The following is a 22,930-nucleotide window of genomic DNA, read 5'->3' as shown; positions in this document are numbered from 1 at the left end:
GAAAAGTCTTTTGTATCAACGTTTTAAAGTGTTTTTAATGTGCGAAGTTTGAGTTAATCATTATACCATAGTTGAAAAGCCAGGTTTAGCCGGAATAATTTGATTAAATCAGGACTGTTTTGACACTTATAATTTGACAATTAACAATTAGTGAAACGAGCATTATCAGTTAATGAGACAATTGATGATTATGAAATTGAAGTAGATTATGAAATGAATCAAAGGATTCCGGATGTTGACTTTTTAAAAATTCTAAGCGATAGATTATTGGCGCATGCAGAATGTACAGATAATTTGCTGGACCAATTGAAATTGTATGTTTCTGTCATCATAAATCTTGATCGTGCGATTGAATGTGGAGCGGGTTACAAAAATGAAGACGAATACTTGCTTATTGAAGTCATGAATACTTGTCGCGATTTGATGTTGGATGTCATTAAAGAACATCATCAAGATTTGTCTACTGAGGAATTGAGCAAAGTGTTGGATTATCTAAAAACTGAGTCTGAAGCATACTGTTCAATTGACAAAGAAAACCGTATCGAGACAGCATTTAAGACAGTTCTTTCCCTGACAATAGGAAGAACCACTATTACGAAAGATGGATCTTATGTAAGAGGCGCAAATTATTATGGAAATCTTAAATAAGGTGCCTTGAGTAGACCTGAATGGATTGAATAGAACTTGAAAAAAGAAGGTAACGATGCTATACTGAAAGTAGGAAAAGTAAGGTATAAGGAGGTAAGTTCGATGGATCTCGCTAAAGTCATGTCAAAAGGTCAAGTGACCATTCCCATAAATATACGGAAAAAATTGAACCTGAAGGAAGGGGATAAAGTAGTCTTCATCGAAAAAGACGGCTACATGGTGATCGCCAACTCAGCCATGCTTGCTCTAGAACAGGTTCAGAATGCCTTTGATGGAGAAGCTGAACGTTTGGACTTAAAATCAGAGGAAGATGTTGTGAATCTCGTGAAGGAAGTAAGAAAAGAACGCTTTGAGGAAAAGAATGTTAAGAAGCAGTGAGAATTATGCTGGATACAAATATCTTAATCTCAGCCATCATTTTCAAAAGTAAGATCATGAATGAACTGGTTGCAGCGATTCTCAAAGATCATCGTTTGGTATTGTCTTCTTTTGTGATTGAAGAATTAAAAGCCGTTGTGCAAAGGAAATTTAAAAGACGATCCGCAGATCTGGATCATTTTCTAACTGTTCTTCGTCAGAAAAACGAATCATAATTAAATAGTACCACCGATTTTGTAAAGATCATTAAGCCTCTATGAAATGTTCATTTCAATTAGAGGTTTTTATTTATTTGAAGTTAGTATATAATAAAGAGAAATAATTAATAGAAACATTTTCTTTACGAATGGAGTTTATGCTTGTTATGAGAGGAATGTCAAAGGGTCTATCATAGATAGCGAATTTGAAAGATTGACAAGTAGGATGCTAGGGTAATTAATAAAAGTCAAATGGAGGAACAAAGCATGAAGAAGTTAGGTTTAAGTCTATTTGTGTCGACATGTGTCTTATTTGCGGCATTATCGTCAAATGTTTTCGCACAGGACCTTGATACAAAAGAAGCGACGGATGATATCGGGGTCACCTATCGAACCCATATCGAAAATGAAGGTTGGCTTCAGGGATGGATAAGCGCCGGTGGTTTGTCCGGATCTGAGGGAAAAGGTTTGCGTTTGGAAGGGATCGAAATTGAATTGATGGGTAATGTACCGGACGATCTGGGCATTCAATATCAAACGCATATTGAAAATAACGGCTGGAGCCAGGGTTGGGTTTCTGACGGTGAGATGTCAGGATCGCAAGGACAGGGCCTACGCTTAGAAGCCATTGAGATTAAGCTGACCGGTGCCAGTGCTTCGGATTATACAGTCCGTTATCGAACTCATATTCAAAACAATGGCTGGCAACAGGGTTGGGTTGAAGATGGCGCCTTATCAGGCTCGGAAGGAAAGGGCCTGCGGCTGGAAGCAATTGAAATTGTGATTGCTGAAACACCGGTTAAGATTGCCTATGATGAATATCAGGCGGTGCTGGCGCAAGCTAAAGAAGCAGATTACACCATTGTAACCTGGGCTGCTTATCAAAAGGTTGTTGATGCTAATGTGGTGACAAAAGAGGATCTTGCCAATGCCATTACCGAAGCAACCACAGCCATCCAAAAGGCTCAGGAAAGTTTGATCAAAAAGGCAGATTTAAGTATCTATAACGAAGTATTAAGCGATGTCACACAAGCGGATTATACCCCGGCCACCTGGACCGTATATCAGGCGATTGTCGATGCGAATGTTGTAACCGCCGAAGACACCCAGGCAAAGGTTGACGCGGCGACAATTGCAATTATTAAAGCCCAGAAAAACTTGATAAAACTGACTGACTTGACAGCCTATGAAGCTGCTTTAGCAGCAGTGACTGAAGATCAGGTAAAATCTGGCTGGTCAACCTATAAGGCAGTGGTGGATGCCAATGTGGTAACTGCGGCAAATACTCAGGCTGAGGTGGATCTGGCAACAGCCAATATTCTGGAAGCCCAGAAAAAACTGGTGCTCTACTCAGATTTGACGGCCTTTAATAAAGCGATTGAATTATACGTGCAGTATGGCAATGATGCTGCCAATGCACCATATACCTCAACCACCTGGAATGCATATACCGCAAAATGCGAAACTTACGGGAATTTGACCAATGGAGTCTGGGTTTATGATGTGATCAGTAAAGACTCAGCACAATTTACGATTGATGCGGCAACGGCCGATATCAGTGGCTCTGTGGCACTATTAGTTCAAACCGCTGACCTGACGGAATTTAATGCGGCCAAGAATATTAAAATTTCGGATGGCCCCTATACCACGGCGTCATTTACGGCTTATACCAATGACAGTCAGGTAAAAGCGATTACCAGTATCCCGGCTGAGACGCTTAAGGCATATTCGCAAAGTGTCGTGGATGGCTACACCAATACCCTGATTGCCCTGCAAAACGGGATCCTGCAACTGGGGTCTGATTTAACGGCCTATACAGCGGCACTGGCAGCGGTTAGTCAAGCTAATTATACCCCGACTTCGTGGACAGCCTATCAGGCGGTTGTCACAGCGAATGGTGTCACGGCGGACAGTGCTCAGGCAACGGTTGATACGGCGACGGCAAACATTGTTGCGGCTCAGAAAAACCTGGTTTATACGGCCGCATATGTGGTAGCAAATGCTAAGCTTAATTCAAGTAACTTTGGCGTTCAGACTGTTGGTGACAATATTTTAACCCGCGCCAATGAGTTGATCACGGCGGCCGGTCTGGATAAAACAGACTATACATTAAGCTTCAGCCAGGTAGGAAGCGGCTCAGCGGCGATTAATTCCACAACCGGTGAGATTACCTCGGTTGGTTCGGCAACCGTCAAATTTATTGTCACACCGAAGGATGGATCCGCGGCGGCGACGACGGCCGAGGTAAGTATTTTAGTTAATCCATAAAAGTTAATCGCTAAAAAAATTTATGCTGATCTATTTGGCGTTTTGTGCAATTGTTGACCGGACTGGACAACAATTGCACTTTTTATATTGGTATCAATAAATTCAGAATGAGTTTGAATAAATAGGTTTTATTTTAGCACTAAGTGAAGTGACAAAAAAACTGACTGTAACTGCATAAAAAGATAACTCTCGTGAGTGAAAGTTGAGCTCTTTACCGGTTGGTGCTGGTAAAGGGTTCAATTGTATTATTTGCAAAATGTTAATAAAATTAGTGGAATCGTTAAAGATTTGTTGTTTTTTGACGATAACACATTAAAGAAATATGATATAATTGTCTAAAATATCATGCTATTAAATTGTTGATTCATTTAAACGATTTGGAACATATCATAAATAAAGGAGATCTTGTCAATGAAAAAAACGACTGCATCAATCTTATCGGCGGTCTTACTGGCATCAGTGTTCTTTTCGCCGGGGGTATCAGCTGAAGGTGCACAGGCTAATATTGTGACTGAACCGGGCGTTCAATACAAAACACATATTCAGGACTATGGCTGGGAAACCGCATGGAAACGGGATGGAAGTCTTTCTGGAACAGTTGGTGAATGGAAGCGGCTGGAAGCTCTGGTAGTTGAGTTAACAGGTTCGCTGCCTGCAGATGCAAACATTCAAACCTATGTTCACGTTCAAAACAAAGGGAATTTGGGACCCTTTGCCATGGGGGATGAAGCCGGCACAAGCGGTGAAGGTCTGCGTTTGGAACAAATCAGACTGGTTCTGAATAATATGTCTGGTTATCGCCTTTTATACAATGTTCAGGTTCAAAATAAGGGCTGGTTGAAGGATGTAAACAACGAGGAAAACTGGTTCAAAAGCGGTGAAACAGCTGGAACTTCTGGAGAAGGACTGAGACTGGAAGGGATCAGAATTAAAATAGTGGAAGTGAACGAAGAGTATGAAGCCTATTTATCTACTCTGAGTGCGGCAAAGGAATCATCATATACCAGTGAATCCTGGGCTGTTTACAAAAAAGTGGTTGAGGCCAATCAGGTCAGCAAAACCAATACAAAAGACGAGATAAAAGAAGCGACAGCCAATATTATCGCAGCCCAAAAAAAATTGGTCATTGCCAAAAACCTGACCGCCTATAATGCGGCACTGGCGGCAGTTAAAGAAGCTGAATATACTCCTGACACCTGGATGGTCTATCAGGATGTCGTCGCTGAAAATGTGATGACAAAGCAAAATAGCCAGGCGGAGATCAGTACAGCCACAAATAATATTCTTGAAGCTCAGAAGAAACTGCAGCACAAAGTAAATTTGACTGAGTACCGGGCTACTCTGGAAGCAGTGAGACAGGAAGACTATACAGCTCAATCCTGGGCTGTATATCAGAATACCTTGATGGCCAATATAATGACCGAAAACAATACCCAGACCGAGGTCGATGCCACCATCAAAAAAATTGATGAAGCTCAGAAAAAAATGGTGCGAAAGTTTGACTTTACGGCTTATAATGCCCTTTTAAATGCAGTGAAAGAAGAAGACTATATTGAATCGACCTGGGCCGTTTATCAGGAGGTGGTGGATGCCAATGTCGTGGACGAAACCAATACCCAGAGCGCAATTGAACAGGCCATCAAAAATATTGAAGCAGCTCAGCGTAAGCTGGTAAAAAAGGCCGATTTGACTTATTACAATGCAGTGCTTAATGCGGTAAACAAGGAAGATTATACAACGGCTTCCTGGAATGAATATCAGAAGGTGGTTCGTTCGGTGGTCGTCAACTCTACCAGTAAGCCGGAAGTTATTGATGAAGCTGTAACAAAAATTCTGGCAGCCCAGTTAAACCTGGTTCCCGCTGGAGACATGATTTATTATTATGCGGCCATCAATAAAGTAATTCGAACTGATTACACAACCGCATCATGGGCGGTCTATCAAAAAGTCGTCGATGCCAATGTGGTTATCCCGGCAGATGGCCAAGCAGCCATTGATGCCGCCATCGAAAAAATCGAAGCGGCCCAGAAAAAACTGGTTCCAGCAGCTGATATGACCGATTATGAGAATGTCCTGAATGCCGTCGATAAAGATGATTATACGTCAGTTTCCTGGGCTACCTATCAGAAGGTTGTGGACAGCAATTATGTGGTCAAAGGTGCCGGACAGACTGCTGTGGATACAGCTATGTTGAAAATTGAAGCGGCCCAGCAAAAATTGGTACCCAGAGGTGATCTAACTGCTTATTGGGATGTTTTAAAATATAATTTGTATCTGGGTCCGGATAAAACCGTTCTGATGGATTCAAAACAGTATACAACGGCTTCCTGGGCCACCTATCAGAAGGTGCTGGATGCGAATGCTATGGATGCGGATAAATCCCAGACCCAGATTGATGCAGCGGTGGCGAAAATCAAAACCGCTCAGATTAAGCTGGCTAAAGCCGGCATCCTGACAGCATATGAGGAGCTGCTGAAGTTTAACCTGTATCGCGCACCGGATAAAAGCATCCCGATGAGGGAAACTGATTATACTTCAGCTTCATGGATTGCCTATCAAAAGATCCTGAGTGCTAACGAAATGGACCGGGATAAATCTCAGGCTCAGATCGATGCAGCGGTTGTGAAGATTGAACGGGCCCAGGCTAAACTGGTGGAAAAGGGCGGCATTTCTGCATACCTCGATACGCTTAACCTTGTTAAAGAGGAAGATTGGACGGTTAAAAGTTGGACAGCATATGAAAAACTTTTGTCGACCAAGGGGTATTTTGTCACATCGGATAATTCCCAGGCCGAAATTGATCGGGCAATTGAACTGGTTGAAGCAGCCCAGCGAAATTTGAAAAAGAAGGGTGATACAAGTGCATACAATGCTTTGGTAGCCTTACAAACCGATCAGAATAAATTCAAGACCATACCATGGAAGGCATATCAGGCGATCTTAAATAAATACCTGATGACCTCGGAAAATACCCAACAGCAGATTGATGACGCGATTGTTTTCATCAGAAATGCCCAAACAGTGCTGACCCTGCCGGAAAATGCAGCTTCAATTCTGACGGCTTATAATGCCATGCTGGCAAAACCAGATGCCCAGAGCTCCTATACTCCGACCTCTTGGACAGCTTATCAAAATGCCATTAAGGCATATCTGGGGTATACAAAGGATACGGATCAGAATCTGGTTAATAATGCCACAAAGGCAATTGAAGATGCTCAGTTGTTGCTGGTGCGAACCAATGAAACAGAGCTAAAAGCCTTCCAGAGTGCCATTGAAATGTATTTACGAAACGATAAAAATGCCGGGTCTCTGGCAGCAAAAGTAACCGCTGAGACATGGTCAGACTATGAAACTCAGGTGAAAAATTATGCCGGGAAGTATTCAGACTCTACCTGGCAGCCGACAGTAATAAATAAAGACAGCCGTCCAGAAGTTATTAACGAAGCCACTGCTGCGATCCAAAAAACCATCCGAAAATTACGGCCAAATACGGCAGTGTTAGTTTTGGATTATACTGATTATGATGATGCAGTTGAGGCTGCAGTACCATGGATGGATGATCCGGACATTTGGGGAACCCAAACTGTGGCTCTGGTGGCTCCGATTTATACTGAAAAATCTTATGATGATTATGTCAAAGCCTGTAAAAGCTATGAGATTTTAAATTATATCGAATCGGCTCCAACCATCGAAATGACACAGCATAACATCGCAGTTGCCACAAATATGATCGATCTGGCTCAAGGTTCACTTTATAAGCGAGCTATTAAGGTAGATCTGGATAACTTCAAGGCTGAGTTTGGTAAATTTGTAACCCTGAATAAGGATTCTTATACCGAACAAAGCTGGAGCAATTACGAGACTGTTTATCTTAACTCGACACTGGATCTGAATAACCCTCAGAACATCCGACAGGAAGATTGTCAGGCCATGACAGCGGCGTTACAAACAGCCAGAACTGCTTTAGTACCGGTCCCATAAAGAAAGACATAAAAAGAAAGACAGCCGCAAAGGTCGAAACCTTTGCGGCTGTCTTTGTGATTGTGCATATTAAGACTACAATACCCCATTCACCACAGCTTCCATCCCCGCCAGTTCAAACCCGGTTTCACAATAAACCGAATAGACAAAGGCGCCCTGGGTCCAGGTGGCCAGGCCCATGCCGTCGGGGTTGGTTTGGTAGAGGACAGCAGCTCCGGATGCGTTAGCTTTGGTTTCGCCGCTCTGAAAATCGGTATAAACACCGGCGATGTTGTCGATCAAGGCATCACCTTTGCGGACAGTGTAACTGACGCCGTTAAGGGTAAAATCAGCCTGGGCGACGTCATCGGAGATGGTGAAGTATTTCACATCGGTGATACCGGCGGGCAGGGTCTCAAAGGTAAAGCCGATGGCTTCTTTGATGGCGGCAGTTGATGCCTGCTCCACCATCGGGTTGGGGAGTTCGGTTTTGGATTCGGCTGGCTTGTCAGCCGGTTTTTCAGCTGCTGGGGTACAGCCGCTAAAACTGAGAGCCGTGAGAGAAACAAGAATCAAGGTAACCAGTAGGATTTTTTTTGATTTCATGGGGGACCTCTCTTTATTTTAGTTGGACGGTAAAAAACCGTACATGACATGTGATGAAGCGGTTTAAATGACAGAATTGCCTGGTAATGACATGGGGACATTTCGAGATGTCATCCCTTGGGGGCTGACACGTCGTAACGTCCCCATGTCACTCCCTATTTCGTGCAACCTATATCGGGCAGCTGGTGTCCTGGGTCACATGGGTAAAGTGACTCTTGCCGCTGGCGTAGTCAGCCACGCATTGGCCGTGGCCCAGCAGTTTGAACTTGTAGCTGAGCAGTCCGTCCAGGCCGACCGGACCCCGGGCGTGGAGCTTGCTGGTGCTGATTCCGACTTCGGCGCCGAAGCCGAAACGGAAGCCGTCGCTGAAGCGGGTGGAGCAGTTCCAGAAAACACCGGCCGAATCCACCAGGGTCATAAAGGTTTGGGCGGTGGGTTCGGTAGTGGTCAGGATCACGTCGGTATGGCCGGAGCCGTAGGTATTGATATGGTTAATGGCGGCATCGAGATCAGGGACAATCTTGATGGACAGGATGTAATCCAGGTATTCGGTTTTCCAGTCGATCTCGGTGGCTGCTTCCACTGGGATGATGGCCTGGGTGGTGGCATCCCCTTTAAGGTGAACGTTTTTGGCATCCAGCGCTGCTTTTAATGATGGCAGCAGGGTAGCAGCGATTTTTTCGTTGACCAGCAAGGTTTCCACAGTATTGCAGGCAGCCACGTATTGAGTTTTGGAATCGACGATGATATCCACGGCTTGCTTGAGATCGGCGTCTTCATGGACATAAACATGGCAGATACCATCGGCGTGGCCCATTACCGGGATGTTGGAGTTGTTCATAATATACTGGACAAAACTGTTAGAGCCTCGGGGAATAATCAGGTCAATATACTGATCGAGGGACAGCATCGCGGTGACGTCTTCGCGGGTTTCCAGATTCTGGATCCAATCCTGGGGCAGACCGACGGAAGCGGTGGCCTCATTGATGATCTGAGCAAGGATGCGATTCGTTTCCAGAGCTTCCCGGCCGCCTTTTAACAGGACGGCGTTGCCGCTTTTGAGGCAGAGGGTGGAAATCTGGACAAAGGCATCAGGACGGGATTCGAAAATAACCCCGATGACCCCGATCGGGCAGGTGACCTTGTAGAGATCCAGACCTTCGTCCAGCTGGGTTGACAGTTTGGTAGCGCCCAGGGGATCGGTGAGTTCGATCAGGCTGTGGATGCCCTGGATCACGTCGCTGATTTTAGCGGCGTCGAAGGTCAGACGTTTGAGCAGGGGAGCGCCCAGGTTTTCTTCCTGGGAGCGTTTCATGTCCGCCTGATTGGCGGCGGCTATGGCGTCTTTGTTGGTTTCCAGAGCATTGGCAATGGCCAGCAGGCCGGCGTTGCGTTTCTGGCCGTCGGTGGCAGCTAAAAGAATGCCGGCATTCCGGGCGATTTTTCCGCGTTGTTCCATTTGCATTGGCGTGTCCTCCTAAATAAATTCTATTTTCTAATTATTTCGCTCGCGTGACACGGGGACGTTTCATGTGTCACATCAAGCTCTGAATTTCTGAAATAAACCGATCGTACCACTGCAGTTATTTCGCTAACAGATTCTCTCTGATCTTTGTAAAGTCTTTTTCCCGCAAATCAGTTTGTTCCATTAAATAGGTTTCGACAGTTCCGAAATTGGTGTTGACATAATCCATGGAAATTTTTAACCAGTCGGGTTTGACGCCGTAGAATTCCCAGAGGTGATAATTTTCGATCCCCAGTTCCTCGGACATGATATTGCCCAGGAGGTTATAACTTTCGTCAAAGGTCAGGTTGGTCAGGGTGTAATCGGACAGGATGACGTCTTCAGGGACACCCAGGATGCTTAAGATCAGATAGGTCATAAAACCGGTCCGATCTTTTCCGTTGGTGCAGTGGTAAAGAATCGGGTATTCAGAGGATTCGGTTAAATATTTCAGGACTTCGGCAAAGCACTGGGCCCGATCCTCAGTCTGGATCTTGTAAATATGGCGCATGAATTCATCGACTACGCCGGGCTGGGTAAAATCTTTATGGTCCAGGCCCATATCGGCACTGGAAAATATCGGCAGCAGATGATATTGGGCAGTTTTGGGCAGCCGGTCGGCCTGTCGTTCAGATTTTGATTTGTTTCTAAAGTCAAAGACATGCTTGAGGCGCAAGGCGGCAAAATAGTCGACATCTTTATCAGACAGATGGGCCAGTTCTTCACTGCGGATCACTTTCCGCCACTTTATTTTTCGGCCGTCCATACCGGTGTAGCCGCCGATGTCGCGGATATTGATGGAGTTTTCCAGTTGGATCAGACGTTTGCCTAACTGCGTTTCTTCACAGAAGATAAGATTGTTTTCATCTTTGAAATTATATAAGATGCGACCGTTTGGCGCAATCAGTCCCGGATAGTTCAGTTTTTCTCTAGCGGGTTTGGCAACCGGATGAACCTCCGCCGAGATGTTTTTAATCAGGGTCTCGGGTTGGCTGGATGCTGGGGCGGATTGATTTTCTGCCGCTGAATTTTCAGTTCGGGTCGCTTTGAACGGCATTTTTTGAGCGGGAGCTTCAGGTTTACATGCGGTTTTGGCCAGTGGCTTCATCTGCATCAGCTTCCGGACCAGAAAAAAGGCCGGGACGATCGAAGCAGCGCCAGCGACGATGGCAAGGGTGGTTAGTTTTTTCATTGATGATTTCCTTTCTGTGACTGCGTTTAGTTTCTAATTATGTTATGATTATAGCATAAACTTAAGAAAAAAAGTCTTTAAAAATCGAGGAGTAATGATGAATACGATAAAAGTTAATGGCACTACAGGACTGGGAATTTATTGTCATATTCCCTTTTGTCTGAAAAAATGTGCCTATTGTGATTTTTCTTCTTTTTCTTGCCTGAGCGAGGACACGATCCGGCTTTATTTTGAAGCACTGCACAAAGAAATCAGAAATTTTGTCGAAGAAAATAAAAATTCAGTTTTGCCGGCGGTGGACACCATCTATTTCGGTGGCGGGACGCCGTCGTCGGTTGATGCCAAGCATATCGAAACGACTCTGGCTTTATTAAAGGAAGTCTTTGTGATTAAGGATGACGCCGAGATCACCATCGAAATCAATCCGGGGACGTTGACCGGGGACAAGGCCAGCCGCTATAAAAAGGCTGGGATCAACCGGGCCAGTGTGGGGCTTCAGGCCTGGCAGGATTTTCTGCTCAAAATACTTGGTCGGATTCACAGCCAGGCAGATTTTATCAGAACCATGAAAATCTTAAAAAACACCGGCTTTGAGAATTTCAGTGTTGATGTGATGGTTGGTTTGCCGGGACAAAAGCTTGCCGATGTGATGGAGACCTTGGGGGCGCTGATGGCTTTTTCACCCACCCACCTGTCCAGCTACAGCCTGATTCTGGAAGCGGATACGCCCATGGCCAACTGGGTCGAGGCGGGGCAGCTGGAGCTGCCGGATGAAGATGAGGAACGGCAAATGCACTGGGCGGTGGATGCTTTTCTGAAAGAACAGGGATATGAGCATTATGAGATTTCCAGTTACTGCCGGCCCGGGTACGAAAGCCGGCATAATGTTAAATATTGGGAAATGGTGCCCTATCTGGGCTTTGGTCTGGGTGCCCATAGCTATTTTAAGGGCCGACGCTATGGCAACGTCAATGAAATAAACCAGTATTGTGAGTTGTTAATGGCGGGAAAATCAGCGAGTATTTTTGAACCGGTGATGGAAATCCGGGAAATGATGAGCGAGTGGATGTTTTTAGGCTTGCGTAAACTGGGCGGGATTCGTGACGATGATTATAGCGCCTGCTTTGGTGAGAGCTTTTTTGTCCGCTATGGGGAGGTCATTAATAGTCTGATCGCTGATGGTTTACTGGCATGGGATGGGTCAGTTTTAAAATTGACAGATCGCGGACAGGACTTTGGAAACCGCGTTTTTATGGCTTTTGTGTAGATGAAATCAGGTCAAAAAAATATCTTAAGAAAACTTTAAAAGGTGAACAAGCTATTATAGAAACTAGTTGACAAAGTAGGGGCAGGGTGTTATATTTAATTCAGATGTTAGCACTCGATTATTGTGAGTGCTAATAACGAGGTGAATCATGGAACTTAACACACGCAAAAAGAAAATATTGGAAGTGATCATCCGTGATTATATCAATACAGCCGAGCCGGTTGGTTCGCGAACCCTTTCTAAACGATGTAATCTGGGCATCAGCCCGGCTACCATCCGAAATGAAATGGCGGATCTTGAAGAATTAGGTTTTCTGGTTCAACCGCATACCTCTTCGGGACGGATTCCAACTCAGCAGGCTTATCGCTATTATGTGGATGAAATCATGGAGATCCAAAAACTTGAGAAAATGATCCGGACGGATATTCATCGGGGCTTTTTGGATCACAATACCGAACTGGGGCCGACGATGTCACATACCGCTCAGGTTCTATCTCAGTTAACCAACTATACAGCGGTGGTTCTGGCACCTCGGGTTACAAATTTTAACTGTAAGCATGTCCAGATTGTTTCTTTAATTAAAAACAGGGTACTTATGGTAGTAGTGACTCAGGAGGGGATGGCCAAAAATATTGAGGTAACCCTTTCCCAGGAGGTTGACACCATCCTGGCCCTGAAACTTTCTAACGTGATCAACGGATTCCTGAAAAACACCGTTCTCAGTGATATGAGTTCGGATCTGATTGATCAGATTCAGGAATTGTCACCAGCGGAAAGTAAGCTGGTTCATGAGATTATTCCTCATCTTAAAAAAGCGTTAATGGAGGATGCCTCGGAAGTTCATTCCACCGGATTGACCAATTTATTTAATTATCCGGAGTTCAGCGATGTCAATAAGATTAAGCAATTGATCAATATTGTTCAGGAAAAGCAGGTGTTATCAGAAATGATGACATCTAAGGATGGGAACCAGATCATCCGCATCAAAATCGGCAGTGAAAATGACAATGAAAACCTTAAGGATTTCAGCATCATCACCTCCACTTATGAACTGGATGGTGAAATGATGGGCGCCTTTGGAGTTATCGGACCGACCCGGATGAACTACGACAATGTGTCGTCGGTTCTCAATTATATTCGTAATGAGTTAAATTTACATATCTCAAATTTATTAATGAAATAGGTGATTAAATGATAAAAGAAGAGGAAATCAAAACAGAAACTGATGAAGCAGTTGTAGAAGAAACAGAAACGGTAAATGACGAAGCATCGACTGACGAAAACGTCGAAGAAGTATCTCCGGATGAAGTTTTAAAGGAGATTGTAAAGGAGGATGAGGCCATCTTGAATCGTCTGGTTCGACTTCAGGCAGATTTTGAGAATTTCAAAAAGCGAAGTCAGAAAGAAAAAACAGAAATGTTTCAGTATGCATCAGAAAACTTTGCCACCAAGCTATTGCCGGTGATGGACAATCTGGAACGGGCTGAAGCCGCATTAACGGACGCCAGCGAAGAAGCCAAGGGCTATCTTGATGGACTGGAAATGGTCTTTAAACAGCTTAAGGATGTGCTTAAAGAAGAAGGTCTTGAAGAAATTATCTGCGAGGGACCCTTTGATCCCAATCTCCACCATGGGGTTGCCGTGGGTGAGGATGACGAAAAGGAAGACCAGGAGATCATTGACGTATTCCAGAAGGGCTACAAATTCAAGGGCAAGGTCATCCGACCAGCCATGGTCAAGGTTTGTAGTAAATAAAATGACAGTAATAAAAAGTGCACAAACAAATACAAATTAGTCTAAAGTTGAAAATTCAGTTGGTAAACCAACAGAAGAGTTTTCATTTTAATAAAATAGTAAACATTTCAGGAGGAAATAGATATGAGTAAAGAAAAAATTATCGGGATTGACTTAGGAACCACAAACTCTTGTGTAGCCGTTTTAGAAGGCGGTGAAGCCGTTGTTATCCCTAACGCAGAAGGAAACAGAACCACACCATCGGTTGTCGCGTTTGCCAAAGATGGAGAACGTCTGGTTGGACAGGTTGCCAAACGACAGGCTGTAACTAATCCGGATCGCACCATTTCCTCAATCAAACGAGACATGGGTACTGATCGCAAAGTAACAATAGATGATAAAAGTTATACACCCCAGGAAATTTCAGCAATGATTCTGCAAAAATTGAAAGCAGATGCCGAAGCTTATTTGGGCGAAACCGTCAACAAAGCGGTTATTACCGTACCAGCCTACTTCAGTGATGCGCAAAGACAAGCGACAAAAGATGCTGGCCGGATTGCCGGTCTGGAAGTTTTAAGAATTATCAACGAACCAACTGCCGCTGCTTTAGCTTATGGTTTGGATAAAGATGCCAATGACAAAATCATGGTTTATGACCTTGGGGGCGGAACCTTTGATGTATCCATCCTGGAACTTGGCGATGGCGTTTTCGAAGTTAAATCAACCAATGGGAATAACCACCTGGGTGGTGATGACTTTGACCAGAAAATCATCGATTGGATGGCCGCAGAGTTTAAGAAAACCCACGGACTTGATCTTAAAAATGATAAAATGGCCCTGCAGCGACTTAAAGAAGCCGCTGAAAAAGCCAAAATTGAATTATCAACGGTTATGAAATCAGAGATTAACTTACCATTTATTACTGCCACCGCAGAGGGTCCACAGCATTTGGAATTATCACTGACCCGAGCTAAATTTGATGAACTGACTTCTGATCTGGTCAAAAACACCATTGGACCAGTTGAAAAAGCGATGAAGGATGCTGGTCTTTCTAAAAATGAATTGGATAAGGTTATCCTGGTTGGTGGTTCCACCAGAACCCCAGCGGTACAGGATGCGGTTAAAAACATTACTGGTGAAGAGGCTTATAAAGGCATTAACCCTGATGAATGTGTTGCCATTGGTGCCGCCATTCAGGCGGGTGTATTAGCCGGCGAAGTTCATGATGTATTACTGCTTGACGTCACCCCATTATCACTGGGAATCGAAACCTTAGGTGGAGTGTTCACCCGATTAATCGATCGTAATACCACCATCCCGACCAAGAAAAGCCAGACCTTCTCCACTGCAGCGGACAACCAAACCGCGGTTGACATCCATGTTTTACAGGGTGAACGAGAAATGTCCAAGGATAACAAAACATTGGGCCGTTTCCAACTAACCGGTATTCCAGCAGCGCGTCGTGGGATTCCCCAAATCGAAGTAACCTTTGATATTGATGCTAATGGTATCGTTAATGTATCTGCCAAAGATATGGGAACTGGAAAATCTCAGAATGTAGTCATTAAATCTACGACACATATGAGCGATGATGAAATTGAAAAAGCAGTAAAAGAAGCTGAACAACATGCTGAAGAAGATAAAAAAGTTAAAGCTTTAATCGAAGCAAAAAATATTGCCGATACTACGATTTATCAAACCGAGCAGTCATTAAAAGAAATGGAAGACAAAGTTTCTGATGATGAAAAAGCGAAGGTTGAAGCAGCCATCACTAACCTCCGAACAGCCAGTGAAGGAGACGATGTGGAAGCCATTACCAAAGCGACTGAAGAGCTGAATGAAGCGGTTTATCCATTGGCTCAGAAAATGTATGAAGAAGCAGCGGCTCAACAGGCACCTGATGAGCAAGCAGCTGGTGATCAGGGTAATGATGACGATGATGTTGTGGATGCTGAATATGAGGAAGTAAAAGAGTAAGATTTGCCTGTAACCGGCAAAAACCAGTGGCAGCCAAGGCTGCCACTCTTTTTCGTGGAGGCAGTCGCCATGTGGGAGTTTGCTCACATTTGGCTCATTGTCTCCACGAAAAAAGGCTTTAACTCTTTGCTTCAAAAAGGTATAATAAATAGTTGTTTAGTTGGTTTTAGGATTCAAAAGAGGTGAGATAGATTTATGAGTGAAAAAAGAGATTACTATGAGGTGCTGGGGGTCGGTAAAGATTCCAGCCCGGATGAAATAAAAAAAGCGTATCGAAAAAAGGCCATGGAATTCCATCCGGATAAGAATCCGGGGGATAGCGCTGCTGAAGAAAAATTCAAGGAAGCCAATGAAGCCTATGAAATTTTAAGCGATGCCGATAAAAAAGCCCGCTATGATCAATATGGTCATGCTGGCGTTGACCCCAATGCCGGTGGTTACGGTGGGGGCAGTTACGGCGGCGGTGGCTTTGGCGGTTTTGAGGATATCTTTGGGGATATTTTCAGCGCCTTTGGCGGTGGCGGCGGATTTAGTGGCGGTCGGGGCGGTCGACGTTCCAATCGTGGCTCGGATATGAAGATCAGTATCAATCTGTCCTTCCATGAAGCTGTTTTCGGCGTGGAAAAGAAAATTAAAATCAAACGTAACGAAGAGTGCGATAGCTGTGGCGGCTCTGGTGCCGAAAAAGGTTCAACTTCAAAAACCTGTGATCAATGCGGCGGCTCTGGTCAGGTTTATGTCCGGCAGCAGACACCATTTGGTACGGTTCAACAGGTTCATACCTGTGACAAGTGCCATGGCGAAGGAAAAATCATTGATAAACCCTGTCACACCTGTCATGGCTCCGGCCTTGAATCCAAGGAACGAACCATCAATATTAAAATCCCGGCCGGCGTCTATGACGGCTCGATTTTACCACTTCGCGGTCAGGGTAATGCCGGGCCAAATCATGGCAGTACCGGAGATCTGCTGGTTTATATCAGCGTCCGGGAAGATCCGTTATTTAAACGCAGCGACGATGATGTTTACTATGAACTGCCCATCACCTATGCCCAGGCAGCTCTGGGTGACAGCATTGTGGTGCCCACCATTGACAGCAAGATCAAACTGAAGATTCCGGAAGGAACGCAAAACGGCAAGGTTTTCCGATTAAAAGGAAAAGGGATACCCAATGTCAATGGCCGTGGCCGGGGCGATCAGTTTATCACCATCAAGGTGGAAGTGCCGCGTAAACTTAACCGCGAACAGCGTCAGGCCTTGAATGAATATGCCAAGTTGGCGGGTGAAGATGCCCATCCGGAAGGAAAGCGTTTCTGGTCTCGGGTAGAGGCAGAGGAAAAGGAAAGTCATCCTAAAAAAGACGCCTGATCATTTTTAGGTTGTCAATAAACTACCGTACCGACCCATTGTTAATCTGTTGTCAGCTTTGATGCGGACAACATGATGTAACAATTGTCGGTACTAATTTAGTGTTTTACCTGAAGTTTTAAATGCCGGAGAAATCCGGCATTTTTTTGTTGACAAAGAAAAGGTAGCGGCATATAATGAAATCATAAAAACATATCGAAATAATATGGATTAAAAAACAAAAATAGAAATGAGGTAGGAAAATGGCTAAAATAGCAAAAAGTCTAACCGATTTAATTGGAAATACACCCCTGCTGGAATTATCGAACTACGAAAAAAGCCTGGATCTGGAAGCAAAAGTTGTAGCTAAGCTGGAATATTTTAATCCCTTATCATCAGTGAAGGATCGTGTCGGGTTTGCGATGATTGAAGCGGGCGAAAAAGCTGGGCTGATTAAAGAAGGGACCGTGATTATTGAACCAACCAGTGGCAACACCGGGGTCGGCCTGGCATTTGTGGCCGCTGCCAAAGGCTATCGTCTGATTTTAACGATGCCGGAAACCATGAGTATGGAACGTCGTAATCTGTTATCGGCCCTGGGGGCGGAGCTGGTGCTGACACCAGGAGCAACCGGGATGAAGGGCGCCATTGCCAAAGCTAGTGAACTGGCTGAAACGGTTCCTAATGCTTTTATTCCCCAGCAGTTTGAAAATCCCGCCAATCCGGAAATTCACCGTCAAACCACAGCTGTTGAAATCTGGAACGATACCGATGGCGAAGTAGATATTTTTGTTGCCGGCATTGGCACCGGCGGTACCATTACCGGAGTAGGCGAAATGCTTAAAGAAAAGAAACCCGGGGTTCAGATTGTGGCGGTGGAACCCGCCGCTTCGCCGGTGCTTTCCGGCGGTAGCCCGGGACCCCATAAGATTCAGGGAATTGGGGCCGGTTTTGTACCGGGGGTATTAAATACGGCTGTTTATGATGAAATTATTACCGTCAGCAACGACAATGCCTTTAAGACTTCAAAGAATATTGCCCAAAAAGAAGGATTGCTGGTGGGGATCTCGTCGGGCGCGGCACTTTATGCGGCCACGGAACTGGCAAAACGACCTGAGAATAAAGGAAAGACCATCGTGGTGTTGCTGCCAGATACCGGCGAACGCTACCTGTCAACGGGGTTATACACATCATGAAAATATCAACAAAAGGACGATATGCCCTGCGCCTGATGTTGGACCTGGCGATTAACAATACCGGGGAATACATTCCCATCAAACGGATTGCGGAGCGTCAGGAGATTTCCGAAAAATATCTGGAGCAGATCATCACTCAGATTTCCCGGGCCGGCTTTGTAAGGAGCGTTCGGGGATCACAGGGGGGCTACCAACTGGCGAATCCGCCGGAAGAATATACGGTCGGGATGATTTTACGGCTGATGGAAGGCGAATTATCCCCGGTAGCCTGTTTGGATGAGCCGGGCTGTTGTGACCGGGCGGACCGTTGTGTTACCGTTGATGTCTGGCGCCAGATTAAAGATGCGGTTGAAAATGTGGTGGATAATATCACCCTGGCTGATCTGGTCAAGTCTTATAATGAAAAGGGTACCTGCGAGTATTTTATTTAATACCACCGATTAATAACAAAAAGCCCGATAGCTTCACTTTTTTGTGAAACCGTCGGGCTTTTTTTGTTGTTAATGATTAACCCAGTTTTTTCAGTAACTGGGTATAGTCGCTGATGTTGGTATAGTTTCCATGGTTTTGCAATAGCTCTTTGGAAATCTCCATTCCCAGGAGCGCGGGCACCAGTCGGTTTGCTTCCGGGAGTCGCAGGAAATCGTAACAGATGCCGCGGTTGGCCAGTCGGGACATCACATTGATCCCGGTATAAGACAGCGCATTCTGCAGCTGATCGATGAGATAGGCATCGACATTCAGGGTTTTCAGGCTGTAGCTTTCTTCTCGATGGGCTTCTACCAGCTGGCGGAATTCGTTTTGAAAGGTCGTGTACAGGTCGGTGATGGTGTCCAGCAGGTAGGCCTGGAAATCGGCTTTTTCGGCGGCGGTGCGGGTGTTATCGCCAAACCAGGAAATATAGTTCAGGGTCAGGCTGGCGGTGAGTCGGCCAAAATCCTGGGCCAGCGGTCCGAAACCGGCAAATTCACCATCAATGATGCGCACGTCATCAGCGCTGATCATGATGTTGGAACTGTGCAGGTCGGTATGGATCAGGCATTCCTTATCGTTCATAAATTTATTTTCCAGCCGCTTAAATTCGGCCTTAATCTGGGGGTTATCCACCAGCTCGGCTCTTTTTTCAGCGGTGCCGGGAATCATTTCCCGTTCCCAGGAAACGCCGATGTTTTCATGGAAAAGGAATGGCACCAGGGCGGTATATTCGGGATTGACGAAAAACCGTTCAACCTCGGATTTTTTATAATTGGTGAGATGTAAATTGGATGAATAAAAAAGATTGCGGGCAAAAAACGCGCCAATCTTATCGGTGAAATGTCCGTGTTTGACCATCCGGCAGAGTTCAAAGCGGAGCAAACTTAAATCCATTAAATCTTCCATGACGATGATCCGGTTGGGTTCGTCAAAAAGATAAATCTCGGGACTGATGCCAGGATATACCGAGTTCCAGAAAATGAGGGTGGCTATTTCAGAACGCATCCGGCCCAGATCGAGGGTCCATTCACTACGATTGCTGTCCTCTACGGTATTATTTTTTTCATCCTCGATGCGAAACCGGGGCATTGAGAGCATCTGTTTCATGACCACGGATTTTCCGGACTGGTCATAAACGTGGTAGATTAAATTAACAAAGCCCTCGATGCTTTCTTTAACCGCATGTAAATCCACCACGGTCAGGTTGGCGTCGGCGGGAAAGATCGCTTTTTCTTTAAGGTAGTCGGCAACACCTGCCACTGTTAAATTGCCATAGCTGTCATAGGTCATTTTTTCACTTCCTTAATTTATAGTCTCTAAAATTTATTTATTGCGGTGGGGATCCATAAAATGATGGATTGCGGCTTCCAGCTCCGCGATGCCTTCGCCGGAATAGGAGCTGACCACATAGATGTGTTTGGGATTGATGCCGGCATAAATCAGCAGATTGCGGCTACGTTTAATATTGCAGTCTCCCAGATCGGTTTTGGTGATCACGCCAATGGAGGGGATGTTATAGGTGTGGACGAAGTTGGGCGGAACGGCGTTTTGGGGATCTACACAGGAATTGACCAGGATCACCAGTCCGGCATCCATGGTAATATTGATAGCCTGACGTGAAAAAAACGGGAGTTCGATAAACTCCCCCGGGGTATCAATAAAATCGTCATAGTAACTGACCATCTGAGTTTTGGAATATTTGAGCTCTTCTTCGTTTAGTCGTTGCATCAAGGTGGTTTTTCCGCTGCCGATTTTTCCGATCAAGGCCACCCGTTTTTTATTGCTGGCCATCTATTATGAGTAGGTGATTTTAGGAATATCGAATCCTAAAATATGGTTTAGTGTATTGAGGATTTCGGTGACGGCAGCTTTCACATCAGAGACCCGACCGGTGATTACCAGGGAACCACTGAAACGGTCCAGAAATCCGATTTCGACCGGGGCGGCTTTGGTGGCGGCGTCAGCGGCGATAATGGCGGCTTCGCTGGGGGTGATGGTTAAAATACCAATGGCATCGGCGGTTTCGTCGTCCAGGCCCAGCTTAATATAAATGTCGGTTTTGGGTTTAGCAATAATATGGGCCAGGGTTACCTGCTTGCCAGGAACGTATTCTTGAATGGAGCGTTTTTTCTTTTCAGTTTCCATCTTGTCACCTTTTCTATGTGTATTTTGATGTTAATTAAATTTATTATAGCATTAATCTGGAACCCGTTACATCCATTAACGATATTTTACAGAAAGCCGGCAAAAAATTTCTGTACCTGTGCCGTACCGACCAATTGTTAATCTGTTGTCTGCGCGCAATTCGTACAGGCTACGCCGTGTTCGCCTTGAGGCAGACAACATGATGTAACAATTGTCGGTACTTAATTAAGACAAAGAAGTGAAAAAAACATTTCTTTTATAAGCAAGATGAGTTATAATGATCAATTGTTAAACATGCGGAAAAAGTGGTATAATACCACAACGATTAAACTGGAGGTAAGGGAATGCTTTGGAAAGAAGTTCAAATCACAACAACATTGGAAGCTGAGGAAGCGGTGGTCAATGCTTTTTATGAAGCGGGGGCGGATGGTGTGGCCATTCAGACATTGCAGGATGCACTTTTAATTCAACAAGATCCCAAGGTTAATTTTGTGGATGAATCACTTCTCGAATTAGATCCCAATGTTTCAATTGTCCGGGGATATTTCAGCGAGGTGGAAGATACGGAAGAAGCGGTGCATAAACTGATTACCTCAGTGAAAATGCTGCCCTCCTTTGGTCTTGATCCCGGCGCCTGTGAGATGATGATTACGGAAGTGGAAGAGGAAGACTGGGCCAACTCCTGGAAAAAGTTTTACAAGCCCACCAAGGTTGGCAAAAGCATTGTCATCAAACCGACCTGGGAAGATTACGTTCCGGTCGATGACGAGATTGTCATTAATATTGATCCCGGGATGGCCTTTGGTACCGGAACCCACGAAACCACCCAACTCTGTGCCATTAAGCTGGAAGAGTATATCAAACCCGGCGATGTCGTGCTGGATATCGGTTGCGGGACCGGAGTGCTGTCATTGATTGCCGGAAAACTGAAGGCGAAAAAAGTGGTCGCGGTGGATTTTGACACCCTGGCAGTAAAAATCGCTCGGGAAAACGCCGAGCTCAACGATTTGGATGGGATGGTAGAAATCCGCGAAGGAAACCTGCTGGATGTCATCGATGAAAAAGCCGATGTCATTGTGGCCAATATTCTGGCAGCCGCCATCGTGGAGCTGTCAGGCATTATCAAACCCTACCTGAAAGAAAATGGGATTTTTATTTCGTCAGGAATCATTATCGATCGGCTGGCGGATGTGCTCAATGCCCTGGAAGCAGAAAACTTCAAGATTGTTTTTGTTCAGCAAATGGGCGAATGGGTTGGGGTGGTCGCCCAGAAGAGGGACTAATATGCATCGATTTTTTGTGGAACCCGATCAGATTGCCGAAGCAGCGATTGTTATTTCCGGGGAGGATTTTAAACACATCACCAAAGTCCTGCGGTTGGGTAAAGATGACGTGATCGAGGTTTGTGATGGCCGGGGCACTGACTATCAGGTGGCCTTGAACAGCCCCGGAGATCAGGCGGTTTCCGGTAAAATTATCAAGCAATACCCATCCCGGGGCGAAACGCCGGAACTGGTCATTACGCTTTTTCAGGGTTTGCCCAAGGGCACCAAAATGGAAGTAATTATTCAGAAAGCCGTGGAACTGGGCGTTTATGAGGTGGTACCTTTTTCTTCGCTGCGGGCGATTTCCCAGATCAAAGATAAACAGGATAAAAAAATCGAACGCTGGCAGCGAATCGCCTATGAGGCGGCTAAGCAGTCCAAGCGGGGAATGATCCCGGCGATCCGGCTACCGCAAACCTTAAAAGAAATTCTGAAGCAAGTTGATGATTACGATTTGATGATTTTAGCTTATGAGGACGAAAACATGCTGACGCTGAAAGCGGCGCTTGAAGCATTTGAAAATAGCCAGAGCGCTGATAAACCGTTAAAAATTGGCGTGATCATTGGTCCCGAAGGGGGCTTTGATCCCCAGGAAGTGACGGCCTGCAAAGCCGCCGGGGTGGTTAGCGTAACCCTGGGCCAGCGGATCTTAAGAACGGAAACCGCGGGCATGGTGGTGCTCAGCCAATTGAATTTCTGGAAGTGAGGTGTA

General features: G+C 45.2%; 20 protein-coding genes. 14 read left to right on the top strand and 6 right to left on the bottom strand.

All coding sequences use genetic code 11. The features are described from left to right. Nucleotides 1-150: 150 nt before the first annotated feature. From ABGU93_RS04860 to ABGU93_RS04840, 5 genes are all read left to right on the top strand, one after another. On the top strand, nt 151-648 hold the full coding sequence (locus tag ABGU93_RS04860) for a hypothetical protein (protein ID WP_347412362.1): 498 nt from the start codon (nt 151-153) through the stop codon (nt 646-648). 102 nt (nt 649-750) lie between these two features. Further along, nucleotides 751-1,026 (top strand): AbrB/MazE/SpoVT family DNA-binding domain-containing protein, encoded by a 276-nt coding sequence (locus ABGU93_RS04855; protein ID WP_347412361.1) that lies wholly within the window; start codon nt 751-753, stop codon nt 1,024-1,026. Between the two features lie 5 nt (nt 1,027-1,031). Further along, entirely contained in the window at nt 1,032-1,241 is a 210-nt protein-coding gene (locus ABGU93_RS04850; RefSeq protein ID WP_347412360.1) for a PIN domain-containing protein, read from the top strand. Between the two features lie 249 nt (nt 1,242-1,490). Beyond that, on the top strand, nt 1,491-3,491 hold the full coding sequence (locus tag ABGU93_RS04845) for a hypothetical protein (RefSeq protein ID WP_347412359.1): 2,001 nt from the start codon (nt 1,491-1,493) through the stop codon (nt 3,489-3,491). A 411-nt stretch (nt 3,492-3,902) separates the two neighbouring features. After that, nucleotides 3,903-7,472: a hypothetical protein gene (locus ABGU93_RS04840; protein WP_347412358.1), complete on the top strand. Its 3,570-nt coding sequence runs from the start codon at nt 3,903-3,905 to the stop codon at nt 7,470-7,472. A 75-nt stretch (nt 7,473-7,547) separates the two neighbouring features. Here ABGU93_RS04840 and ABGU93_RS04835 read toward each other — a convergent pair whose 3' ends face one another. The 3 genes from ABGU93_RS04835 to ABGU93_RS04825 form a co-directional block, all read right to left on the bottom strand. Further along, nucleotides 7,548-8,057, bottom strand: a complete 510-nt coding sequence (locus ABGU93_RS04835) for a hypothetical protein (protein ID WP_347412357.1) — start codon at nt 8,055-8,057, stop codon at nt 7,548-7,550. Between the two features lie 169 nt (nt 8,058-8,226). After that, entirely contained in the window at nt 8,227-9,522 is a 1,296-nt protein-coding gene (locus ABGU93_RS04830; RefSeq protein WP_347412356.1) for a glutamate-5-semialdehyde dehydrogenase, read from the bottom strand. A 118-nt stretch (nt 9,523-9,640) separates the two neighbouring features. Beyond that, nucleotides 9,641-10,753, bottom strand: a complete 1,113-nt coding sequence (locus ABGU93_RS04825) for a tyrosine-protein phosphatase (RefSeq protein ID WP_347412355.1) — start codon at nt 10,751-10,753, stop codon at nt 9,641-9,643. Between the two features lie 97 nt (nt 10,754-10,850). Here ABGU93_RS04825 and hemW point away from each other — a divergent pair, with 97 nt between their 5' ends. The 7 genes from hemW (at nt 10,851) to ABGU93_RS04790 (ending at nt 18,705) form a co-directional block, all read left to right on the top strand. Further along, nucleotides 10,851-12,020, top strand: a complete 1,170-nt coding sequence (hemW, locus tag ABGU93_RS04820) for a radical SAM family heme chaperone HemW (protein WP_347412354.1) — start codon at nt 10,851-10,853, stop codon at nt 12,018-12,020. A gap of 148 nt (nt 12,021-12,168) precedes the next feature. Further along, on the top strand, nt 12,169-13,203 hold the full coding sequence (hrcA, locus tag ABGU93_RS04815) for a heat-inducible transcriptional repressor HrcA (RefSeq protein ID WP_347412353.1): 1,035 nt from the start codon (nt 12,169-12,171) through the stop codon (nt 13,201-13,203). Nucleotides 13,204-13,211: 8 nt separating this feature from the next. Next, a complete protein-coding gene (gene grpE / locus ABGU93_RS04810; protein ID WP_347412352.1) occupies nt 13,212-13,775 on the top strand; it encodes a nucleotide exchange factor GrpE in 564 nt (187 codons plus the stop codon). Nucleotides 13,776-13,898: 123 nt separating this feature from the next. Next, nucleotides 13,899-15,731: a molecular chaperone DnaK gene (dnaK, locus tag ABGU93_RS04805; protein ID WP_347412351.1), complete on the top strand. Its 1,833-nt coding sequence runs from the start codon at nt 13,899-13,901 to the stop codon at nt 15,729-15,731. Nucleotides 15,732-15,926: 195 nt separating this feature from the next. Beyond that, entirely contained in the window at nt 15,927-17,099 is a 1,173-nt protein-coding gene (gene dnaJ, locus ABGU93_RS04800; RefSeq protein ID WP_347412350.1) for a molecular chaperone DnaJ, read from the top strand. A 242-nt stretch (nt 17,100-17,341) separates the two neighbouring features. After that, entirely contained in the window at nt 17,342-18,274 is a 933-nt protein-coding gene (gene cysK, locus ABGU93_RS04795) for a cysteine synthase A (protein WP_347412349.1), read from the top strand. Next, the gene (locus tag ABGU93_RS04790) at nt 18,271-18,705 is read left to right on the top strand and encodes an Rrf2 family transcriptional regulator (protein ID WP_347412348.1); all 435 of its coding nucleotides are present in this window, start codon (nt 18,271-18,273) and stop codon (nt 18,703-18,705) included. The genes cysK and ABGU93_RS04790 overlap by 4 nt, the downstream gene beginning before the upstream one ends. A gap of 76 nt (nt 18,706-18,781) precedes the next feature. On the opposite strand, the gene ABGU93_RS04785 is transcribed toward ABGU93_RS04790, so the two are convergent. Genes ABGU93_RS04785 through ABGU93_RS04775 form a run of 3 tightly spaced genes read right to left on the bottom strand, consistent with a single transcriptional unit; the run spans nt 18,782 to nt 20,893 of the window. After that, the gene (locus ABGU93_RS04785) at nt 18,782-20,038 is read right to left on the bottom strand and encodes a phosphotransferase (RefSeq protein ID WP_347412347.1); all 1,257 of its coding nucleotides are present in this window, start codon (nt 20,036-20,038) and stop codon (nt 18,782-18,784) included. Nucleotides 20,039-20,071: 33 nt separating this feature from the next. Next, nucleotides 20,072-20,539, bottom strand: coding sequence for a EutP/PduV family microcompartment system protein (locus ABGU93_RS04780; protein WP_347412346.1), 468 nt, complete (start codon nt 20,537-20,539; stop codon nt 20,072-20,074). A 3-nt stretch (nt 20,540-20,542) separates the two neighbouring features. Further along, on the bottom strand, nt 20,543-20,893 hold the full coding sequence (locus tag ABGU93_RS04775) for a BMC domain-containing protein (RefSeq protein ID WP_347412345.1): 351 nt from the start codon (nt 20,891-20,893) through the stop codon (nt 20,543-20,545). A gap of 344 nt (nt 20,894-21,237) precedes the next feature. Between ABGU93_RS04775 and prmA the strand changes: the two genes are divergently transcribed. Further along, nucleotides 21,238-22,176: a 50S ribosomal protein L11 methyltransferase gene (gene prmA / locus ABGU93_RS04770; protein ID WP_347412344.1), complete on the top strand. Its 939-nt coding sequence runs from the start codon at nt 21,238-21,240 to the stop codon at nt 22,174-22,176. Between the two features lies 1 nt (nt 22,177). Continuing rightward, complete coding sequence (locus ABGU93_RS04765) at nt 22,178-22,924, top strand: 16S rRNA (uracil(1498)-N(3))-methyltransferase (RefSeq protein WP_347412343.1); 747 nt, start codon at nt 22,178-22,180, stop codon at nt 22,922-22,924. Nucleotides 22,925-22,930 lie beyond the last annotated feature (6 nt).

This window comes from Acetobacterium sp., assembly GCF_039830195.1.
Lineage (GTDB): Bacteria > Bacillota > Clostridia > Eubacteriales > Eubacteriaceae > Acetobacterium.
This window is presented reverse-complemented; position numbering and strand designations above follow the sequence as displayed.

What these genes read in the sequence shown, in the direction of transcription:
- ABGU93_RS04855 (WP_347412361.1), top strand. Translation starts at nt 751, where the DNA reads ATGGATCTCGCTAAAGTCATGTCAAAAGGTCAAGTGACCATTCCCATA.
- ABGU93_RS04850 (WP_347412360.1), top strand. Translation starts at nt 1,032, where the DNA reads ATGCTGGATACAAATATCTTAATCTCAGCCATCATTTTCAAAAGTAAG.
- ABGU93_RS04845 (WP_347412359.1), top strand. Translation starts at nt 1,491, where the DNA reads ATGAAGAAGTTAGGTTTAAGTCTATTTGTGTCGACATGTGTCTTATTT.
- ABGU93_RS04840 (WP_347412358.1), top strand. Translation starts at nt 3,903, where the DNA reads ATGAAAAAAACGACTGCATCAATCTTATCGGCGGTCTTACTGGCATCA.
- ABGU93_RS04835 (WP_347412357.1), bottom strand. Translation starts at nt 8,057, where the DNA reads ATGAAATCAAAAAAAATCCTACTGGTTACCTTGATTCTTGTTTCTCTC.
- ABGU93_RS04830 (WP_347412356.1), bottom strand. Translation starts at nt 9,522, where the DNA reads ATGCAAATGGAACAACGCGGAAAAATCGCCCGGAATGCCGGCATTCTT.
- ABGU93_RS04825 (WP_347412355.1), bottom strand. Translation starts at nt 10,753, where the DNA reads ATGAAAAAACTAACCACCCTTGCCATCGTCGCTGGCGCTGCTTCGATC.
- hemW (WP_347412354.1), top strand. Translation starts at nt 10,851, where the DNA reads ATGAATACGATAAAAGTTAATGGCACTACAGGACTGGGAATTTATTGT.
- hrcA (WP_347412353.1), top strand. Translation starts at nt 12,169, where the DNA reads ATGGAACTTAACACACGCAAAAAGAAAATATTGGAAGTGATCATCCGT.
- grpE (WP_347412352.1), top strand. Translation starts at nt 13,212, where the DNA reads ATGATAAAAGAAGAGGAAATCAAAACAGAAACTGATGAAGCAGTTGTA.
- dnaK (WP_347412351.1), top strand. Translation starts at nt 13,899, where the DNA reads ATGAGTAAAGAAAAAATTATCGGGATTGACTTAGGAACCACAAACTCT.
- dnaJ (WP_347412350.1), top strand. Translation starts at nt 15,927, where the DNA reads ATGAGTGAAAAAAGAGATTACTATGAGGTGCTGGGGGTCGGTAAAGAT.
- cysK (WP_347412349.1), top strand. Translation starts at nt 17,342, where the DNA reads ATGGCTAAAATAGCAAAAAGTCTAACCGATTTAATTGGAAATACACCC.
- ABGU93_RS04790 (WP_347412348.1), top strand. Translation starts at nt 18,271, where the DNA reads ATGAAAATATCAACAAAAGGACGATATGCCCTGCGCCTGATGTTGGAC.
- ABGU93_RS04785 (WP_347412347.1), bottom strand. Translation starts at nt 20,038, where the DNA reads ATGACCTATGACAGCTATGGCAATTTAACAGTGGCAGGTGTTGCCGAC.
- ABGU93_RS04780 (WP_347412346.1), bottom strand. Translation starts at nt 20,539, where the DNA reads ATGGCCAGCAATAAAAAACGGGTGGCCTTGATCGGAAAAATCGGCAGC.
- ABGU93_RS04775 (WP_347412345.1), bottom strand. Translation starts at nt 20,893, where the DNA reads ATGGAAACTGAAAAGAAAAAACGCTCCATTCAAGAATACGTTCCTGGC.
- prmA (WP_347412344.1), top strand. Translation starts at nt 21,238, where the DNA reads ATGCTTTGGAAAGAAGTTCAAATCACAACAACATTGGAAGCTGAGGAA.
- ABGU93_RS04765 (WP_347412343.1), top strand. Translation starts at nt 22,178, where the DNA reads ATGCATCGATTTTTTGTGGAACCCGATCAGATTGCCGAAGCAGCGATT.